The organism is Microbacterium sp. I2 (assembly GCF_051364985.1).
GTDB lineage: Bacteria > Actinomycetota > Actinomycetes > Actinomycetales > Microbacteriaceae > Microbacterium.
Window position 1 is genome coordinate 22956 of record NZ_JBLWIH010000014.1, and the last position, 17078, is coordinate 40033.

The 17078-nt window shown below is 68.9% G+C and carries 18 protein-coding genes; 3 read left to right on the top strand and 15 right to left on the bottom strand.

The features are described from left to right. Positions 1-5: 5 nt before the first annotated feature. The 15 genes from ACLKM7_RS12810 to ACLKM7_RS12880 form a co-directional block, all read right to left on the bottom strand. Positions 6-1247: a type II secretion system F family protein gene (locus ACLKM7_RS12810; protein WP_436447546.1), complete on the bottom strand. Its 1242-nt coding sequence runs from the start codon at positions 1245-1247 to the stop codon at positions 6-8. Continuing rightward, positions 1247-2392, bottom strand: a complete 1146-nt coding sequence (locus tag ACLKM7_RS12815) for a type IV pilus twitching motility protein PilT (RefSeq protein ID WP_436447547.1) — start codon at positions 2390-2392, stop codon at positions 1247-1249. Before ACLKM7_RS12815 ends, ACLKM7_RS12810 begins: the two co-directional genes overlap by 1 nt. 1 nt (position 2393) lies before the next feature. Continuing rightward, positions 2394-3098, bottom strand: a complete 705-nt coding sequence (locus tag ACLKM7_RS12820; RefSeq protein ID WP_436447548.1) for a hypothetical protein — start codon at positions 3096-3098, stop codon at positions 2394-2396. Continuing rightward, positions 3095-3739 carry a hypothetical protein gene (locus ACLKM7_RS12825; protein WP_436447549.1) on the bottom strand — a complete coding sequence of 215 codons (645 nt, stop codon included), beginning with the start codon at positions 3737-3739 and terminating at the stop codon, positions 3095-3097. The genes ACLKM7_RS12820 and ACLKM7_RS12825 overlap by 4 nt, the downstream gene beginning before the upstream one ends. Further along, the gene (gene pilM / locus ACLKM7_RS12830; protein ID WP_436447550.1) at positions 3739-4794 is read right to left on the bottom strand and encodes a pilus assembly protein PilM; all 1056 of its coding nucleotides are present in this window, start codon (positions 4792-4794) and stop codon (positions 3739-3741) included. The genes ACLKM7_RS12825 and pilM overlap by 1 nt, the downstream gene beginning before the upstream one ends. A gap of 31 nt (positions 4795-4825) precedes the next feature. Next, positions 4826-5689 carry a prepilin peptidase gene (locus ACLKM7_RS12835; protein ID WP_436447551.1) on the bottom strand — a complete coding sequence of 288 codons (864 nt, stop codon included), beginning with the start codon at positions 5687-5689 and terminating at the stop codon, positions 4826-4828. Continuing rightward, entirely contained in the window at positions 5677-7245 is a 1569-nt protein-coding gene (locus ACLKM7_RS12840) for a hypothetical protein (protein WP_436447552.1), read from the bottom strand. Before ACLKM7_RS12840 ends, ACLKM7_RS12835 begins: the two co-directional genes overlap by 13 nt. Beyond that, on the bottom strand, positions 7242-7823 hold the full coding sequence (locus ACLKM7_RS12845; RefSeq protein WP_436447553.1) for a prepilin-type N-terminal cleavage/methylation domain-containing protein: 582 nt from the start codon (positions 7821-7823) through the stop codon (positions 7242-7244). Before ACLKM7_RS12845 ends, ACLKM7_RS12840 begins: the two co-directional genes overlap by 4 nt. Next, the gene (locus ACLKM7_RS12850) at positions 7820-8260 is read right to left on the bottom strand and encodes a prepilin-type N-terminal cleavage/methylation domain-containing protein (protein WP_436447554.1); all 441 of its coding nucleotides are present in this window, start codon (positions 8258-8260) and stop codon (positions 7820-7822) included. Before ACLKM7_RS12850 ends, ACLKM7_RS12845 begins: the two co-directional genes overlap by 4 nt. A gap of 85 nt (positions 8261-8345) precedes the next feature. Beyond that, positions 8346-8753: a type II secretion system protein gene (locus tag ACLKM7_RS12855; protein WP_436447555.1), complete on the bottom strand. Its 408-nt coding sequence runs from the start codon at positions 8751-8753 to the stop codon at positions 8346-8348. 220 nt (positions 8754-8973) lie between these two features. Next, positions 8974-9273: a DUF1905 domain-containing protein gene (locus ACLKM7_RS12860; RefSeq protein WP_436447556.1), complete on the bottom strand. Its 300-nt coding sequence runs from the start codon at positions 9271-9273 to the stop codon at positions 8974-8976. A gap of 48 nt (positions 9274-9321) precedes the next feature. Next, positions 9322-9750: an SRPBCC family protein gene (locus tag ACLKM7_RS12865; RefSeq protein ID WP_436447557.1), complete on the bottom strand. Its 429-nt coding sequence runs from the start codon at positions 9748-9750 to the stop codon at positions 9322-9324. Between the two features lie 16 nt (positions 9751-9766). Then, a complete protein-coding gene (locus ACLKM7_RS12870; RefSeq protein WP_436447558.1) occupies positions 9767-10564 on the bottom strand; it encodes a glycosyltransferase family 2 protein in 798 nt (265 codons plus the stop codon). Between the two features lie 77 nt (positions 10565-10641). Further along, positions 10642-11295 (bottom strand): response regulator, encoded by a 654-nt coding sequence (locus tag ACLKM7_RS12875; protein WP_436447559.1) that lies wholly within the window; start codon positions 11293-11295, stop codon positions 10642-10644. Further along, positions 11292-12488 carry a sensor histidine kinase gene (locus tag ACLKM7_RS12880; protein WP_436447560.1) on the bottom strand — a complete coding sequence of 399 codons (1197 nt, stop codon included), beginning with the start codon at positions 12486-12488 and terminating at the stop codon, positions 11292-11294. Before ACLKM7_RS12880 ends, ACLKM7_RS12875 begins: the two co-directional genes overlap by 4 nt. 122 nt (positions 12489-12610) lie before the next feature. On the opposite strand from ACLKM7_RS12880, the gene ACLKM7_RS12885 reads away from it, so the two are divergent. The 3 genes from ACLKM7_RS12885 to ACLKM7_RS12895 all read left to right on the top strand — a co-directional run bounded on the left by ACLKM7_RS12885 (position 12611) and on the right by ACLKM7_RS12895 (position 17033). After that, the gene (locus tag ACLKM7_RS12885) at positions 12611-13390 is read left to right on the top strand and encodes an ABC transporter ATP-binding protein (RefSeq protein WP_436447561.1); all 780 of its coding nucleotides are present in this window, start codon (positions 12611-12613) and stop codon (positions 13388-13390) included. Continuing rightward, positions 13375-15072, top strand: a complete 1698-nt coding sequence (locus ACLKM7_RS12890) for a hypothetical protein (RefSeq protein WP_436447562.1) — start codon at positions 13375-13377, stop codon at positions 15070-15072. The genes ACLKM7_RS12885 and ACLKM7_RS12890 overlap by 16 nt, the downstream gene beginning before the upstream one ends. 80 nt (positions 15073-15152) lie before the next feature. Then, complete coding sequence (locus tag ACLKM7_RS12895) at positions 15153-17033, top strand: adenylyl cyclase (RefSeq protein WP_436447563.1); 1881 nt, start codon at positions 15153-15155, stop codon at positions 17031-17033. Positions 17034-17078: the final 45 nt, after the last annotated feature.

Sequence of the window (17078 nt, forward strand, 5' to 3'; positions counted from 1 at the left end):
CGGACTCACTGCCCGGACTGCCCGAGCTCGCCGTAGATCGAGAAGATCGGCATATAGAGCGAGATGACCATGCCGCCGATGATGATGCCGATGCCCACGATGAGGATCGGCTCGATCGAGGCGGTGAGCTGCGACGTGGCCGTCTCGACCTCGTTCTCGTAGAAATCTGCGATACTTGCCAGCATCTCGGCGAGTGTTCCCGATTCCTCGCCGACCGCGGTCATCTGCGCCACCATCGGCGGGAAGACGGCCGCCTTGGCCAGCGGCGTGGAGAACGAGCGCCCCTGCTTGACCGACTCCTGGATCTCGCGGACGGCCTGCTCGATCTTCCAGTTGTTCGAGGCGGAGCCGACGATCGACAGTGCCTGCACCAGCGGCACGCCGGCGTTGAGCATCATCGACAGACTCCTCGTGAATCGGGCCACCGCGATCTTCGTGGCGAGGGGCCCCATCACCGGCAGCTTCAGCTTCCACGGGTCGACGATCCGCCGCACCTTCTCTGACCGGCGATTGCGTACCCACCACAGCCACCCCGCCATGCCGGCAACGATCAGCACGGGAAGGAGCCAGATCATGTTGTTCGACAACGTCACCAGGATCTGCGTCGGCACGGGCAGCTCAGAGCCGAGATTGGTGAACATGCCTTCGAAGATGGGCACGACGAACGTGACCATCGCGATGACGCCGAGGATCGCGATGACGAACACGATGATCGGGTACGTCGTCGCCGACTTGATCTTGCCCTGCAGCTCGGATTCGCCCTGATACGTCTCGGCGACGGTGGCGAGCGACTGTCCGAGGAAGCCACCCATCTCACCGACCCGCACCATGCTGATCATGAGCGGAGGAAAGACCTCGGGGTAGGCCGAGAGAGCGGCAGAGAACGACGACCCCGATTCGACACCGGCGTGGACGCCGACGAGGGCTCGCTGCAGCTTCTTGTCTTCGGCCTGCTCGATGAGGATGCTGAGGGTCCGCATGAGCGGGAGGCCCGCGTTGATGAGTCCCGCCATCTGCTTGGAGAAGACTGCGAGCGTGCCGACCTTGACGCGCTTCTCGAATCCGGGGATCGAGATCTCCTGATTGAGGCCGGTCTTGGATGCCGGTGTCACCTGCAGAGGCGTCATGCCCTGCGCGCGCAGCTTGGCCGTGACCGCGCCCTCGCTCGGAGCCTCGATCGTGCCCTTGACGATCGCTCCCCCCGTGCCATCGACGGCGCGGTAGGTGTACTCCTGGACGAGCGCCATCAGTGCCCCCACCCAGACGATGCGGGTTCGGGCGTGTGGACGGACCAGGCGTCCGCGTCCAGATCGCGCGGTCGCACCCGTGCCTCGTCGAGTGACTTCGGATCCGCTGCATACGATTTCGCCAGCGCCAGCGAGAGGCTGCCGTCCTCGACCAGCCGCTTCAGATCCTGATCCAGGGTGTGCATGCCCAGGCTGCCGCCCGCCTGCATCATCGAGTAGATCTGGCTCACCTGGCCCTCCCGGATCAGGTTCGCGATCGCCGGGGTGTTGATCAGAACCTCGGTCGCGATCACCCGGCCATCGCTATGTGCCATGGGCAGGAGGGTCTGGCTGATGATGCCCTGCAGGGTGTCGCCGAGCTGCGTGCGCACCTGCGTCTGCTGGTCGGGCGGGAAGGCGTCGACGATGCGGTTGATCGACTTGGCCGCGCTCTGGGTGTGCAGGGTCGACAGCACGAGGTGACCGGTCTCGGCCGCCGACAACGCGGTCGAGATGGATTCCGGGTCGCGCAGCTCGCCGATCAGGATGACGTCGGGGTCCTGACGCAGCACGCGACGCAGCGCCTCGGCGAACGACTTCGTGTCGCTGCCGATCTCGCGCTGGTGGATCAGGGAGGTGCGGCTGGTGTGCTGGAACTCCACCGGGTCTTCCACCGTCACGATGTGCGCGGGAAGCGTGCGGTTGACGATGTCGAGCATCGCCGTAAGGGTGGTCGACTTGCCCGATCCGGTGGGGCCGGTGACGAGGACGAGTCCTCGCGGCTTGAGCACGAGGTCGCGCGCGACGGCGGGCACACCCAGCTTCTCCAGAGAGAACGCCTTGTCGGGGATGAACCGCAGGGCCACCGCGACGTCGCCGAGCTGCCGGAAGACGTTCACACGGAAGCGGGCGACACCGGGCACGGTGTACGACAGGTCGACCTCGCCCGACTCGCGGAACTCGACGATCTGCTCGTTCGTCATGAGGCCGCCGACGGCGCCCTCGAGCCAGTTGGTCCCTGTCGGCTCGGCGAACCCGGGGATGGCGGCCAGGTCGCCCTTCACCCGCATGAGCGGCGGGTGATTGGCGGTCAGATGGACATCGGATGCTCCCGCGGTCCCCGCGGTCGCGAGCATCGAGGGCAGGGCGTTCGAGTCGTAGGTCATGTCAGCCCCCGGTGCTGCTGTGGTCGGTGCGGATGAAGGCGAGTGCGGTCACGGTCAGGGTTCCGTCGGCGAGCGTGCCGTCGATCGGGGCGAGCAGTCGCGGACCGCGACCGAGCGCGTCCATGAACGCGGCAGCCTGCGAGGCGTCGGCGAGCTCGACGACGATCGTGAGGGGCACCTGCTGCGATGGTGAGGGCGCGGTCGTGCCATCTGCCGGCGCGGTCGCGCCGGCTTCGGTGGCATCCGTCTCCGGTGAGGCCGGCTCCGACTCCGTCGGCTCGGCCTCGGGCGTCGCCGGCTCCACGGCGGTGTCGGCGGGCGCGGTCGCCGTGGGATCGTCCGACGCCGCACCGCGAGGTGCCCACGCCTCGGGGTCGCTCGCCGTCACGCTCGTGATCGTCGCTCCGGTATCGGCAGCCGAAGCGATCACGATCTCGAAGACGTCATCCAGCTGCGGGATCGCCGCGATCTGGCGGCGCAAGCCGGCGAGGTCGGCGGTGATCTCGTCCATGCGCTCGCGCTCGGCGGCGAGGGTCTGCACCTGGATGTCGTAGACGTCGTTCGTCTGCGCGACCGTGCGAGCCGAGGCATCCGTCGTCTGCGACGATCCGTACATCGGCAGGGCGATCAGCGCGATCCCGGCGACGACGACACCGATGACGACCACGGCACCGAGGAGGTTGATGAGCTGCTTGGGGATGTTCATTCGGCCTCCTCCTTCGCGTAGGCGCCGGTGTAGACCGACTGGTCGAGCGCGATGCGGATCTCGTACGAGTACGAGTCCTGCTCGGCCGTGCTCTGCCAGCCGTCCGCCTCGAGCACGCCCGGCAGCGGCCGCAGCGCGCGAACGATCGGCACGATCTCGGTCGGCGTCGCGCTGCTGAGCGTGAGTGTGCCCGAGACGCCCTCTTTGGCGGTCGGGTCGTCGCCCTGCGGCGCCGGGCCGGGAGCCAGACTGAACCCGGTGATCGAGACACCGCCGGGCAGCTGCTGCTGGACGGTCGCGATGAGCGGGCTCCAGCGCAGGTCGGTGGCCATCGCGTCCGCACGGAACGTCTGCAGATCGGCTTCGAGGTCCAGCGCCTGCCGCACGTCGCCGAGTTCGGCGAGCTGGCCGAGCAGCGAGGTCGTGCGCGCCTGCTCGACCACGAGGCGCTGCGCCGCGAAGATCTGCAGAGCGAAGGCGAGACCGGATGCCGTGGCCACGAGCAGCAGCGCGGCCACGAGTGCCCCGATCCAGCGCCGTGCGAGGACCGCTCGCTCTCGGCGTTCGGTCTCGGCGCGCGGCATGAGGTTCACGCGTGGCGCTCCGCCCCACGCGTGGACTGCCGGGTTGGCGGTCGCCATCAGCGGGCCTCCCCCATCGCCAGGCCGACCGTCGCCACGAGGTTGAGCGCGTCTTCGCCAGCCGGCAGCTTCTTGCCCGTGACGAGCGCGGTGACGTCGAGGTGGTCGACGGGCACCGGCAGGCTTTCGGCGAGCGCCTGCGCGACCCCGGGCGCCGCGGCACCGGCGCCACTGATCAGCACGCGCCGGATGGGTTGGCCGCCCGAGCGGTCGGCGTAGAAGGCGAGGGTGCTGCGCAGCCGCCCGGCCAGGTCGACGACCGCGGACTCCGTCATGCCGATGGGCCGCGCGACCCGCGCAGCTGACCGCAGGCGACGAGCCGGGGCCGCCTCGGAGGGCGGTACCGTCTCGAGCACTTCCTCCACGGGAGCGGGCGCCTCGTCGGCGATCTCGGCGAACGCCGCGAGCTCGCGCGCCCGCACGGCGCCGGTGACGATGTCGACCGGGATGATCCGGACGAAGCGCGGGATGCCGGCCTCGACGACGACCACATAGCTGGTGTGGTCGCCTAGATGGAAGGCGGCGACGGCCTCCTGCGGCGGGCACACGCGGGCGACGGCCCGGGCCAGGCCGAACGGCGCCAGATCCACGACGTCGACGGTGAGCTTGGCCTTCGACACCGCCGCGATGAGCTGTTCGACGGTCTCGGCCACGGCAGCGACCAGCAGTCCGCTGACCTGGTCACCCTCCTGCGACGCGGGGTAGAAGTCCAGCACCGCCTGATCGAGCGGGACGGGCAGAAGGTCCTGCACCTGATACGGCAGCGCCTGCCGGAGCAGATCCGGACGCATCGCCGGCGCGGTGTGCTCCCTGACCAGGATGCGGCGACTGCCCAGGCCCAGCACGACGCGGTGCCCACGGATCCCCGCACGACTCCAGAGCTGGCGCAGTGCAAGAGCCACGGCATCCGCGTCGAAGATCTCGGAGTCCTTCGCTGCCCCCGGCGGAAGGGGAACGGAGCCGCTCGCGATCAGCGCAGGCGTGCGCCCGGTGCTCACCTCGGCCGCTCTCACGCCCTCTTCGGTGATCTCGAGCCCGACGATCGTGTGCGCCATGGCCATTCCTTTCCGATGATGTCGCCGCGGATCACGCGACGAAGAATCCGATGTACCAGCGGGCGGTCGTGTCGCCCGCGATGATTCCCACCCACGCGCCGGCAAGCATCCAGGGGCCGAACGGGATCGCCGATCGCCGCCCGGCGCGGCGCGCGAGCAGCAGTGCGAGGCCGAACACGCCGCCGAGGAGGAAGGCCGCGAACGCCCCGACCACGAGCGGTCCCCAGCCCAGCCAGGCGAGGTAGATGCCGACGACGCCGGCGAGCTTGACATCGCCGCCGCCCATGCCGCCCGGTCGGATGAGGCGCAGGATGAAGTAGAAGGCGTACAGGATGCCGCCCCCGATCGCCGCCCTCAACAGCGCCGACCAGTCCACCCCGAGCACGCACGCGAGCGCGAACAGGACGCCCGCGACGAGATAGCTCGGCAGCACGATGGCGTTGGGAAGCCGATGCGTGTCGAGGTCGATGAGCGTGAGTGCGATGCTGATCGCGGCGAAGCACAGATACGCGACGATGACCACGGCGAGCGCGCCCCAGCCGAAGTCCGGTCGTTGAGCGAGCGGAGCGAGCCCGAACGCGTCGAGGAACATCCAGACGACTCCGACGAAGGCGATCCCCGTCGTGAGTTCGACGAGGGGATAGCGGGCCGAGATCGGCGTCTTGCAGTGGGCGCACCGGCCCCGCAGCACCAGCCACGACACGACGGGGACGTTCTGCCACGGCCTGACCGATGCGTCGCAGTTCGGGCAGCGGCTCTCACGCGTCAGCGGGATGCCGGCCGGCACGCGGTACACGACCACGTTGAGGAACGACCCGATGACGAGACCGAAGACGCCCGCAAGCACAAGGAGCGCAGTGAGGACGGCGGGCGCGAGCGCGGTCACGGTGTCCATGAGCCCAGCATTTCGTATGTCACATCGCGCTGACGGAGAAGGACTCCGACCGTCTTCGTCTCGATCGAGATGCCGTGCTCAGCTCCCATGCCGGGCAGCCCGATGGGATCGGCCGTAAAGGTGAACAGGCCGCCGGGTGTCCAGGTCCCCCCGTACAGCGTGCCGGTCCACTGGTCGGTGCCCTTGCTGCCCACATCTATCGTGCAGGGGGTGTATCCCATCGCCCGCACCGACGGTTCGATCACCGTCCCGTTGATGATCAAGGTGCCCTGGTTGGAAGCGCATGTCGGATTGGTGTCCGTCGGAGTGCGATCCTCCGTGAGGAAGACGAGCGACGGTTTGGTCGTCGCCGAGGTTGATGCCTTGACGGTGAGCGACCCGAGGTCGAACTTGTGCGCGAGAATGACGAGGTTCTTCTTCAGCTGCACCACCGGAGTCGACCCGTTCTCGGAGTTGAGACCGCTGCAGGCGCGGGCATCGATGATCGTGTCTGCAGCGAGGGTCGAAAGCCACGTCCATCCCGATCCCGGATTCTGGTTGAAGTAACCGCATGTGCCCGGACCGGTTCCCGACGCGGCGAGGGCCACGACCGTGTAGCCGGGCCAGTCCGCCGCCGCGAACCGGTATTCGAACCACGTCGGCAGCGTCAGCGGCGGTACTGGCGCAACCGCGGTCGGACGATCGATACCACCGGCGACGGTCCCTTCGTCATTCGTCAGCGTCTTCGCCGCAGGCAGGGTGAGCTTGCCCTGGATCCGCACTTTGCCGAGCTTCACGTTGCCGGTCGTGCTCACGGATTGACCGACGGTCTTGTTCTCCCAGCCGAACTCGAGCGCCCCGTTCGCCTGAATGGTGCCCTTGATCGTTCCGCGGACGATGCTGGCGGCCGTCCCCCGCAGGGTGAGATCCCCGTGGAAGGTGTCGCTACCGCAGCACATGTCGAGGATGCCACCGGCGGCCACGTTTCCGGAGACGTTGCACCCCGATTGCGTGTGCAGGTCACCCTTGAGGGTGAGGTTGCCGGGGATCGTGGCGTTGCACTTCACGGACGCCTGCGGCGCGACGACGTTGACCCTGCGCCCGGGGTCGGTCACGATGACGTTGGAGTTGAAGGTGATGTCGGTAGTGCCGAAGAAGACCATGTCGCCGCCCTCGCCCAGCGAAGACGAGTAGGCGTAGTCGGCCTGCACGGCGGTTCGGGCTCCGCGAACGTCAGCGTTGACACGGACGGTCGCGGTCGTGCTCGTGCAGGTGATCGCGTAGTCGTACGACAGCGCACCGGTATCGGCGGACACCTTCACTCCCGTCGCGGTGCGTGTCGCGGGGGCCATGGGGCAGGCGAGCTCTCCTCGCTTGAGCGCAGCAACGGTTGCCGCCAATCCCGCATCCGCGGTGGCGCGCGACTCCGCCCGCGCGCGGCTGTCGGTCACGACACCAGAGGTGTTGACCACGATGGAGGCCAGCGTCAGGCCGGCCACCGTGAGAACGAGCATGACGATGAGGACGGCGACGAGCGACGAACCTGCATCATCGCCCCTGCGGACGGAGTCCTTCATGACCAGCACGCGATCGCTCCCTCGGTCGCGACGGCCTGCGCCGTCATCCCATCCGAGATCGAGACCGTCTTGGGTTCGTCGCCCACGGTGATATCGATCGCGAGCTGGACGCCCTTCGATCCGATGAGGGCGAAGCCGGCCCCACCCATCGAGCCGGCCACTTTGTCGAAGGGCCGCTCCGAGGATCGCCCGGCGAGGATGGTCCAGGTCGAGACGTCCGTGCTGCGGGCATTCGGTCCGGCGCTGTAGCGAATCGACTCCTCCTTCAGCACCCAGGCTCGACACTCCCATGCCCAGCCCGCCAGCGAGTCATCGATCTCCGCGACGACGGCGTCGACGCGGGTGCCGGATTCGCTCACACGGACAGCTGTCGCGTTGCGCAGAGCCTGGGAGAATGTCGACTTCACGACCGACGCCTGGCCCGTGGCCGAATCGCGAGCGACCGAACGCTCCTGCGTCGTCCAGCCGTTGATGAACAGCACCGTCAGGAGCCCGGCGAACAGGCCCGAGACGACAATGACGACGATGAGCTCGATCAGGCTGAGGCCGTCATCGTCGCGAACGGATGAGTCCCTCACGCCGCACTCACCGGGATACGGGAGCGAAGCACGACGAGGCTTGCACCGCCTGATTCGCTGATCGTGACGGTGACCAGCATGGCCGCCGGCTTGCCTGCGGTCGCTCCGCTCGGGCAGTTCTCGACGGCAATGGCGCGCGTGAGCCCGGCTGGCACGGTGATGTTCGGGAGAGTTCCCGGCACCGAATCAACGAGGGTAATGGCCGCCGCGCGAAGCTGCGCGCACGTTGTGTCGGTGGCCGGTTGAGCCGGGAACTGGGCTCGCAAAGCGGCCAGGTGTGCGTCGGCGAGGGCCGTCGCCTCAACGGTGTCGCGGTTGTCAACGCTCAACCGTGTCCCCGAGATGATGAGCGGGAGGACCGCGAGAGACAGCACGGCGAGCAGGAACATCGCAATGATGACCTCGACGAGGCTGAAGCCTTCTTCGTGGCGTGCCACGGTGATCACCTCCCGGCGGATCATGGTTCGGCCAGGTCCGGAGCCCCCGGGCCCGGACCTGGCCGATCGTTCGCTGGAACGGGTCTTAGCAGCCGGGACCAGAGGGCGACGCGGTCGTCGCACCGCCCGAAACGGTCACGCAGAAGTTGTCGATCCCAAGCGGGTCAGCCGCCGGAGCGGTGGAGTCCTTCGCAATCTCGATCGTGTACTTACCTGCCGCAAGGTTCGCCGCATAAGGGCCAGCGATGGGATCGGTGGCCGCCTCATTTGCAAACTCGGCAGCTGCCTGGCTCGCCGCGTTCGCCGCCACAGAGTCCTGCGCGGACTGCTCGGCCTGGCCCTGCAGTCCGAGGAAGATCGGAATCGCCACAGCGGCCAGGATGCCCAGGATCACGACGACGACGATGAGCTCGATGAGCGAGAAGCCGGCCTCACCGGACTCCTCACGGCGGGCCTTCTCGGCCTGGATGTAATTACGCACGAAGGAACGCATTGCGGTTCTCTTTCTCTAAGGATGACAGAAGACATCCCTGATCAGACCGCGTTTTCGCCCAGTCGCCCAGTCAGTTCAGGCTGGCGATCGAAACCATGCGTGTGCATGTTCCCAACCCCCGCGGTCAATCATGAGAGAACTCTCATCTGGAGTCAAGCCGGATCGCTCAGGATGCGATCAATGATTCCTCAGGAGGTTGAGCAGACTGCTGAGGAACGCCTCAGGCGTCGAGCACTTCGATCCGGACAACCACGGGCCCACCCTCGACCAGGCCCTCGGCATCCCGCACCGATTTCTTGAGCGGAAGCACGTACGAGCCGGTCTTCGAATCGGGGAAGATCGAGGTCGCCCATTCCGACCCGCCGACGCTCGCGCGCACCCGCACCGATCCGAAGCCGCGGTACGGCCGCGGGATCTCGCGGATGTCTTCACTGAGCTCGGGCGGCACCGCCGTCAGGTACAGCGCCATGTCGTCACGCGCGCTCCACCGGAACACGTCGGATTCGAACTCGATGATCACACTGCGAGGCTAGCCAACCCGTACGACGCTCGTGTCGTGTCGATGGACTCAGAGGTGCTCGCCAGGCGTGCCGCCGTAGCGGTCGATCAGGCGCTGCAGGCAGTTCGACCAGCCCTCGACGTGACTCGCCCGCTCGTCTGCCGAGAGGAAGCCCGTGTGCCGCACGATCACGCGCGTGGCGCCGTCTGCGGCGGCCACGAGCATGATCTCGACGTCGGTCGAGCGCTCCTCCCCCGCCCACTTCCACGCGAGCCGCAGCGACCTCGGCCGGTCGACCGTGAGCACCGTGGCTTCGACGGCCAGCTCGGCCACATCCGATCGGATATGCCATCGCCCGAGCTCTCGCAGCTCGACTTCCGCGGTGGCCTCGAAGCGCTGTGGCCAGATCCACTCGATCAGCCTGTGGGACTCGGTCAGGTCGGCCCAGACGACATCGACGGATGCCGCGACCAGCGCCTCTTCGGTCAGCTCGAGCATGCCGTGCTCCCTCGGTTCAGCCGCCGTAGCGGGGTGCCCATTCGTCGCCCTCGGGTTCCCAGTTCGGGACCGCATCAGCCTCCGCCGGCACCTCGCGGCGGCGCCACGCGGCACCCTCGGGCCAGCTCACCGCGAACGTCGTCGCGACCTTCGCGATACGCCGCGACAAACCGGACAACGTCTGCACCGGTCGTGCTGAGACAGGCATGCGCAACTGCGGGTCGTAACGCACCCCGTCCGAGGCACGAAGGCGGATCGTGAGGTCCAGATCGTCGTGGATTCGGTCGTTGCCCCGGTCGACCTGCTCCCGTACTCGCTCCCAGACGCCGGTCCGCATCGCGAAGTTCGAACCGAACACCAGCGGGATGCCGAGCCACTTCTTGATCCAGTAGTGCCCGCCGCCGATGTACCAGCGCTCGCCCAGGTAGTTCTGGAGCGGAGAGCCGCCGTAGAACTCCGCACTGCCGGTCAGCACGCCGAGCGACGGGTCCGCGACGAACGCGCGCACCAGACGTGCGATCCAGTCGGGGTGCGGACGCGAGTCCGCGTCGAGCCGGGCGATGATGTCGGCGTCGGCCATCGCCTCGTCGTAGCCGCGCGCGGCCGCCGGCCAGATTCCGATCACGGGCTCGGTGACCACGACCGCGCCGTGGCGGCGCGCCACGTCGGCCGAGGCATCCGCGCTGCCGTTGTCGACCACGATCACCCGATCTGCGGCGTGCGTCTGCGCGTCGAGCGCGGCGAGGCATTCTTCGAGGAAGTCCGCGTCGTCGCGGCACGGAATGACGACGACGATGCGCGGGACGAGGGGCACAGCCACACGATACTCCCGCCCCGCGACGTGGGCTGCGCGCCCTGCCGACTGCCGCTTTCGAGCCGTCTCTGGTTCGCTCACCGTCCGCCGCGCCGGCGCGACTCGTGCGCGGCGACAGCCAACTGCACCCGGTTGTCGAGGCCGAGCTTGCTCAGGGCCGACGAGATGTGCGCCTTGACGCTTCCGACCGAGAGGTACAGGCGCTCGCTGATCTCGGCGTTGCCCAGTCCCTCGGCGACAGCCAGCGCGACCTCGCGCTCGCGGTCGCTGAGCCCCTCGAGCGGATCCTCCGCGGCCGGCCTCCCCTCCGTGGCGACGTGGTCGATCAGCTGGCGCAGCACGACCGGCGACACACTCGACTCTCCCGCGGCGGCCGCGTGGATCGCGGCGATGATCTGGTCGGGCGGCGTGTGCTTGAGGAGGAATCCGGATGCCCCGGCCCGCAGTGCATCGAGCACGATCGGCTCCGCACCGAAGGTCGTGAGCATCACCACTGCGGGCTGCTCACGAACCGAGCCGCGCAGTTCGCGCAGGGCCGTCACGCCGTCCATTCCGGGCATGCGCACGTCGAGCAGCACCACATCGGGACGCTCCCTGACGACCGACGCGGTCAGCTCGCCGCCGTCGCCCGCCTCGCCGACCACGTCGATTCCCGGGTCGCCGGCGAGCAGCATCCGCAGCCCCGCGATCACGAGCGGATCGTCGTCGACAAGGAGTACCCGCACGCTCATCGGGTGCCCGCCGGCAGTTCGGCGACGACACGGAACTGGCCGTCCTCGACTCCGGCGCGGAACGATCCGCCTTCGATCCGCACCCGCTCCTCGAGTCCGATCAGTCCGTTGCCCTCGACAGGCGCGTCCCAGCGTGTGATGCCCGGCGGGACGGGGTTGGACGTCGTGACGGTCAGCTGCGCGCGGTCCTGGTGCAGGCGCACCGTGACGGGGGCGGCGGGCGCGTGCTTGCGCGCGTTGGTGAGCGCCTCCTGCACCACTCGGTACGCCGCGCGCTGCGTGGTCTCGCGCAGTCGCTCGGGGCGCGCATCGCTGTCGAAGTCGACGTGCTGTCCCGCTGCGGCGGCGTCGTCCAGCAGCCTGTCCAGGTCGGTCAGGCGCGGCTGCGGCGCCGCAGCCCCCAGCTCACCGTCGCTGCGCAGCAATCCGAGAAGCTCGCGCAGATCCTCGACGGCGCCCTGGGCGTTCTGACGGATCACGCCGGCCGACTCCTGCAGCTCGAGCGGATCGGGCGGATGCAGCGAACGCGCGCGGTACTCGAGGGCTCCCGCATGCATCGACAGCAGCGAGATGCGGTGCGCGAGCACGTCGTGCATCTCGCGCGCGATGCGCTCCCGTTCGTCGCGCTGCGTCGTGGCGAGCCGCTCCTCGTAGCGCTCGCGGTCGCGGGCCGCAGACTCCCGCAGCCCGACGATCAGCTGACGCCGCGCGCGCCCGAGCAGGCCGATGCAGAGCGCAAGGGCGTACATGAGCGGCACGACGATCAGCCACATGAGCCAGGTCATGCCGGGCACCGGCGCGACCAGGTGGTAGGGCAGCGCCGCCAGGACGTGCAGCGTCGTCAGCAGCAGTGCCCAGCGGATCGGGGCGAGCAGCCCCATCCGGTACACCGCGACCAGTGCGCCGACCATCGCGGTGATCGACACCGCGCCGGGAACGATCAGCAGAACGCCGACGGCGACGGGGTACCGCCGCGTCCACCAGATCGAGGCCGACGAGAGCAGACCCAGGGCGATGTCCCACGGCCACCACCACACACCGATCTCCGGGTACGCACTGGGGCTCGCCGTCAGCCACCCGACCAGGAGAGCGAGCGCGAACAGCGCCCAGTCGGTCGCCCACTCCCCGCGCGTGCGCCCCGCCGCGGGCGACAGTCGTCCGGCCACCCGGCGCCACGTCGCAGAGGTCGCCATGCCTCGATGATACGGACGACGGATGCCGCGGCATCCGCTCGACCGCATGGTCCTGGCCGATCGGCGCGGAGTCTGGCCGATCGACCGGCGCGCGAGACGCCCCGCCGGCGTGGAATGGAGTCATGACAGCACTCCGCGACGACACGCCGGCCCTGGAGATGCGCGCCCTGCGCCGGGAGTTCGGCGACAAGGTCGCCGTCGACGACATCGACCTCACCGTTCCGGTCGGCTCGTTCTTCGGCGTGGTCGGGCCCAACGGCGCCGGCAAGACGACGGCGCTCTCGATGGCGGTCGGCCTGCTCCGCCCTTCGTCCGGCAAGGCCTTCGTGCAGGGATTGGACGTGTGGTCCGATCCCGTGGAATCCAAGCGTCGCCTGGGCGTCCTTCCCGACGGGCTGGCGCTTCCCGAGCGACTGACCGGCGGCGAGCTGCTCACCTACTGGGGACGCTTCCGTGGCATGCCGCCCGAGACCGTCGCGGCGCGCACCGCCGAGCTGCTGCGCATCCTCGAACTGGAGGAGGCTGAGCGCCTCGGCACGCTGGTCGGCGAGTACTCGACCGGCATGCGCAAGAAGATCGGCCTGGCCACCGCGCTGCTGCACACTCCGCGCGTACTGGTGCTCGACGAGCCGTACGAGGCGGTCGATCCGGTGAGCGCACGCGTTCTCACGCGGATCCTGCGACGCTTCACCGAGACGGGTGGCTCAGTCATCATCTCGAGCCACGTCATGGCACTGGTCGAGCAGCTGTGCGACCGGGTGGCGATCGTCGCCCACGGCCGTGTGCTCGCGCAGGGCACGCTCGACGAGGTGCGGGCGGGGTCGAGTCTCGAGGACCGGTTCGTCGAGCTCGTCGGAGCGCCCGAGTTCGATGAGGAGGAGCTGTCGTGGATCGGTGGCTGATCTCGCTCAAGTTCGCGATGCTGCGCAACTCCTCCGCGGGGCTGCGACGGGCCGGGTGGGTGATCGGTGGACTGCTGGTCGTGGCGACGTGGGCCGCGGCCGCCCTCGCTGCAGACACGGCCATCCGTCACGACGTCCTGACGCTGGTCTTCGCGATGTGGCTCGTCGGCGGCATGTTCGGACCGGTGCTGATGAGCGGTGCCGGCGTGCTGCGCGCCGACTACTTCGCGCTGCTGCCGCTGTCGCGCAGTCAGCTCGGGCGGGGGCTGCTGACCACGGTGTACGTCGGCGTGGCGGCAACCTACGTGCTGCTCGCATTCCTGGCGGTGAGCTGGCACGCGGCCGTGCTCGACCCGGGCACGATCATCGTGGCCGTGGTCGGGTCGCTCCTCACGTGGGTCCTCGTGATCGCGCTCTCGCGGCTGGTCTACGGCGCGCTCGGGGCGGCGATGCGCACCCGGCTGGGCATCGAGATCGCCGGCGTGCAGTGGGGCATCATCCTCGCGGCGATGTTCGCGGGCTGGATGATCGTCTCGGTCGCCTTCCAGTCGATCCCGCAGCTGCTGCAGACCGGTCTACCCGCCGGCCCCATCACCGCCGTGCTGGATGCCCTGCCGACGTCCTGGACGGTGCTCGCCGTCGAAGCAGCCACAGTCGGCGACGGGGGGGTCGCCGTCGCCTTGCTCGCGGCACTGCTGGTGCTCGACGTCGTGTGCGTCGTCGGCACGGTGGCGCTGCTCGTGCCGCGCTCGCAGCGCGTCACCGCCCGGCGGGGGCGGCCCCGCTCGACGTCGCTGGTCGCCGGTGGGGGCATCCTTCCGGCCACGCCCACCGGCGCCGTCGTCATGAAAGAGCTGCGGCAGTGGCGGCGCGATCCCTGGCGCGCACTCGAGGCGAGCACCGCGGTGTGGACCGGAGCGGTCATCGGGGTGTTCGCGCTCCTGGGTGGCTACACGGCGCCGGCGGGCGCCTTCGCGGGCGTGATCGTCGCGATCATGGTCGCGCTGGCGGGCTGCAACCTGTACGGGCAGGACGGCTCGGCGGTGTGGCAGAACATCGTCGGCGAGAGCGCGTCGTCGGTCCGCGCCGACGTGCGCGGCCGTCAGTGGGCGATGGCTCTGGTCTTCCTGCCGCGCGCGCTCCTCGTCTCGGTCGTGTTCATCCTGCTCGCCCAGGCGTGGTGGGCCATCCCCTTCGTCGTCGCGGCGCTGCCCGCGACGGTGGGCGCCGCGGCCGGCGCGGCGATTCTGACCTCGGCCGTCGGCGTCTCGCCCGGGGTCGATCCGCGACGCCGTGTGGGGCCGAACGACGCCAACGGCAACATCGCGCTGCACATCTGGATCGCGTTCGCCGCGACCACGATCGGTGTCGCCCCGACCGTGGCCATGATCGTGTGGGCGGCGACGAGCGGATCGTCCGTCGTGATGATCGCGACGGCGGTCGTCGGGGTGGCGAACGGGTTCGCCGCGGCGTGGCTGCTCGGCCGCGTCGCGATCGGCTACCTGTCGACACGCATGGTCGACGTGTTCAGCCGCATCCGCTACGGGCGGATCTTCCGCGACAAGGGCTCCGGGTTGCTCGATCAGATCGCGGCGTCGACGCTGAAGGGCGAGCAAGTCGCGCTGGAGGCCAAGCAGAAGGAACGCGAGAAGCGCCTCGAACGGACGAGAACTGGATCTTGAGACCGCTCCCACGAATGGTTACAGTCCAGTAAGTAACGCAGCATCCGCGGCGTCACCACCTCGATGGAGAGGACCCGTCCATGCACGCTCCCCCTGCCCGCCGTGCTGTGCGCCTCGGCGCCGTGGCCGGCGCCGTCGCGCTCGCCGCCGGCACCTTGCTGGCAGCGCCCGCGATGGCCGCCCCACCGCGCGTCGTCGATGCGCTCGACCCGGACTTCGGCCCGAACGTCACGATCTACAGCCCCGACACCCCCGTGGCGCAGATTCAGGCTGACCTCGATGCGCTGCACGCGCAGCAGGTCGACGCCGAGATGAGTACGACACGGCAAGCGGTGTTCTTCCTTCCCGGACAGTACGGGTCGGCAGCGCAGCCGCTCCAGGCGAAGGTCGGCTACTACACCGAGATCTCGGGTCTGGGCGCCTCCCCCGAAGACGTCACGATCCACGGCGCCGTCGAGGTGTACAACCGCTGCCTCGAGGGCGGCGGGACGGCGAACTGCCTCGCACTGGTGAACTTCTGGCGCACGATCTCGAACCTGTCGATCGACATCGACAAGTCCGGCCAGGACGGCTGCCGCGCGAGCGCCGAGTTCTGGGCGGTGTCGCAGGCGGTGTCGATGCGCCGGCTGGACGTGTCGGGCGGCAACCTGTCGCTCATGGACTACTGCACCGCCGGTCCGCAGTATGCCAGCGGCGGGTTCATCGCCGACTCCCGGCTGCCTTCCGTGACGAACGGGTCGCAGCAGCAGTGGCTCATCCGCAACAGCGAGGTCGCCGGGTGGTCCAACGCCGTCTGGAACCAGGTCTTCTCGGGCGTCGTCGGCGCTCCCGATGACGCCACCTTCCCCAACCCGCCGTACACGACGCTCGATTCGACACCCGTCAGCCGAGAGAAGCCCTACCTCTACGTCGACGACGACGGTCGCTACCAGGTCCGCGTACCCGCCGTGCAGCACGAGTCACGCGGGATCAGCTGGGCCGACGGTGAGACCGAGGGGCGCAGCATCCCGATCACGGATTTCTTCATCGCAACGCCCGACGACTCGGTGAAAGACATCAACAACGCCCTCGCTCGTGGTCAGCACCTGATCCTCACGCCCGGCGTCTACGACGTCGACCGCACGATCAAGGTCAAGCGCGCCGGCACCGTCGTGCTCGGGCTCGGTCACGCGACGCTCACGGCTGTCGGCGGTGCGGTTCCGCTGGAGGTGAGGGATGCCGAGGGCATCGTGGTCGCCGGAGTCACGATCGACGCCGGCTCCGAGCTCTCGCCCGTGCTGCTGCGCGTCGGCAAGACCGACGGCGGCAAGCCGCTCGGCGCCGAGGATCCCATCACGCTCAGCGACGTGTACTTCCGTGTCGGTGGCCCTCACATCGGCAAGACGACGACGGCGCTCGAGGTGAACGCCGACAACGTGCTCATCGACCACACCTGGGTGTGGCGCGGCGATCACGGCGTCGAGGGCTTCACCGAGGGCTTCAACGGCGACACCGACCGGTGGAAGACCAACACCGGCACGAACGGCGTCATCGTCAACGGTGACGACGTCACGGCGACGGGCCTGTTCGTCGAGCACTTCCAGCAGCACAACACGCTGTGGAGGGGCGAGAACGGCCGCGTGGTGCTCTATCAGAACGAGCTGCCGTACGACCCGCCGACGCAGGCCGACTGGACGCAGCCCGACGGAACGCTCGGATACCCCGGTTACGTGGTCGACGACGACGTCACGACCCATCGCCTCGACGGCGCCGGCGTGTACGTCTTCAACCAGAACAACCCGGCGATCATCACGGCCAATGGGTTCTCGGTGCCCGAGACACCCGGCGTGCAGCTCCACCACATCATGACGGTGAACCTCAGCGCCGGCACGATCGAGCACGTCGTGAACGGCATCGGCGGCCAGGCCGACAACACCAACACCGGTGCGCCGCAGTACGTCGTGGATTACCCCACGCCGTAGCAGGGATTCGGATGCCCCGGCTCGGCCGTGTCGCCGGGTCGGGGC

Bases quoted from the DNA above. Each gene is read 5' to 3' on its own strand.
- ACLKM7_RS12815 (WP_436447547.1), bottom strand. From the start codon at position 2,392: ATGACCTACGACTCGAACGCCCTGCCCTCGATGCTCGCGACCGCGGGG.
- ACLKM7_RS12820 (WP_436447548.1), bottom strand. From the start codon at position 3,098: ATGAACATCCCCAAGCAGCTCATCAACCTCCTCGGTGCCGTGGTCGTC.
- ACLKM7_RS12840 (WP_436447552.1), bottom strand. From the start codon at position 7,245: ATGAAGGACTCCGTCCGCAGGGGCGATGATGCAGGTTCGTCGCTCGTC.
- ACLKM7_RS12825 (WP_436447549.1), bottom strand. From the start codon at position 3,739: ATGGCGACCGCCAACCCGGCAGTCCACGCGTGGGGCGGAGCGCCACGC.
- pilM (WP_436447550.1), bottom strand. From the start codon at position 4,794: ATGGCGCACACGATCGTCGGGCTCGAGATCACCGAAGAGGGCGTGAGA.
- ACLKM7_RS12865 (WP_436447557.1), bottom strand. From the start codon at position 9,750: ATGCTCGAGCTGACCGAAGAGGCGCTGGTCGCGGCATCCGTCGATGTC.
- ACLKM7_RS12835 (WP_436447551.1), bottom strand. From the start codon at position 5,689: ATGGACACCGTGACCGCGCTCGCGCCCGCCGTCCTCACTGCGCTCCTT.
- ACLKM7_RS12875 (WP_436447559.1), bottom strand. From the start codon at position 11,295: ATGAGCGTGCGGGTACTCCTTGTCGACGACGATCCGCTCGTGATCGCG.
- ACLKM7_RS12895 (WP_436447563.1), top strand. From the start codon at position 15,153: ATGCACGCTCCCCCTGCCCGCCGTGCTGTGCGCCTCGGCGCCGTGGCC.
- ACLKM7_RS12855 (WP_436447555.1), bottom strand. From the start codon at position 8,753: ATGCGTTCCTTCGTGCGTAATTACATCCAGGCCGAGAAGGCCCGCCGT.
- ACLKM7_RS12810 (WP_436447546.1), bottom strand. From the start codon at position 1,247: ATGGCGCTCGTCCAGGAGTACACCTACCGCGCCGTCGATGGCACGGGG.
- ACLKM7_RS12880 (WP_436447560.1), bottom strand. From the start codon at position 12,488: ATGGCGACCTCTGCGACGTGGCGCCGGGTGGCCGGACGACTGTCGCCC.
- ACLKM7_RS12885 (WP_436447561.1), top strand. From the start codon at position 12,611: ATGACAGCACTCCGCGACGACACGCCGGCCCTGGAGATGCGCGCCCTG.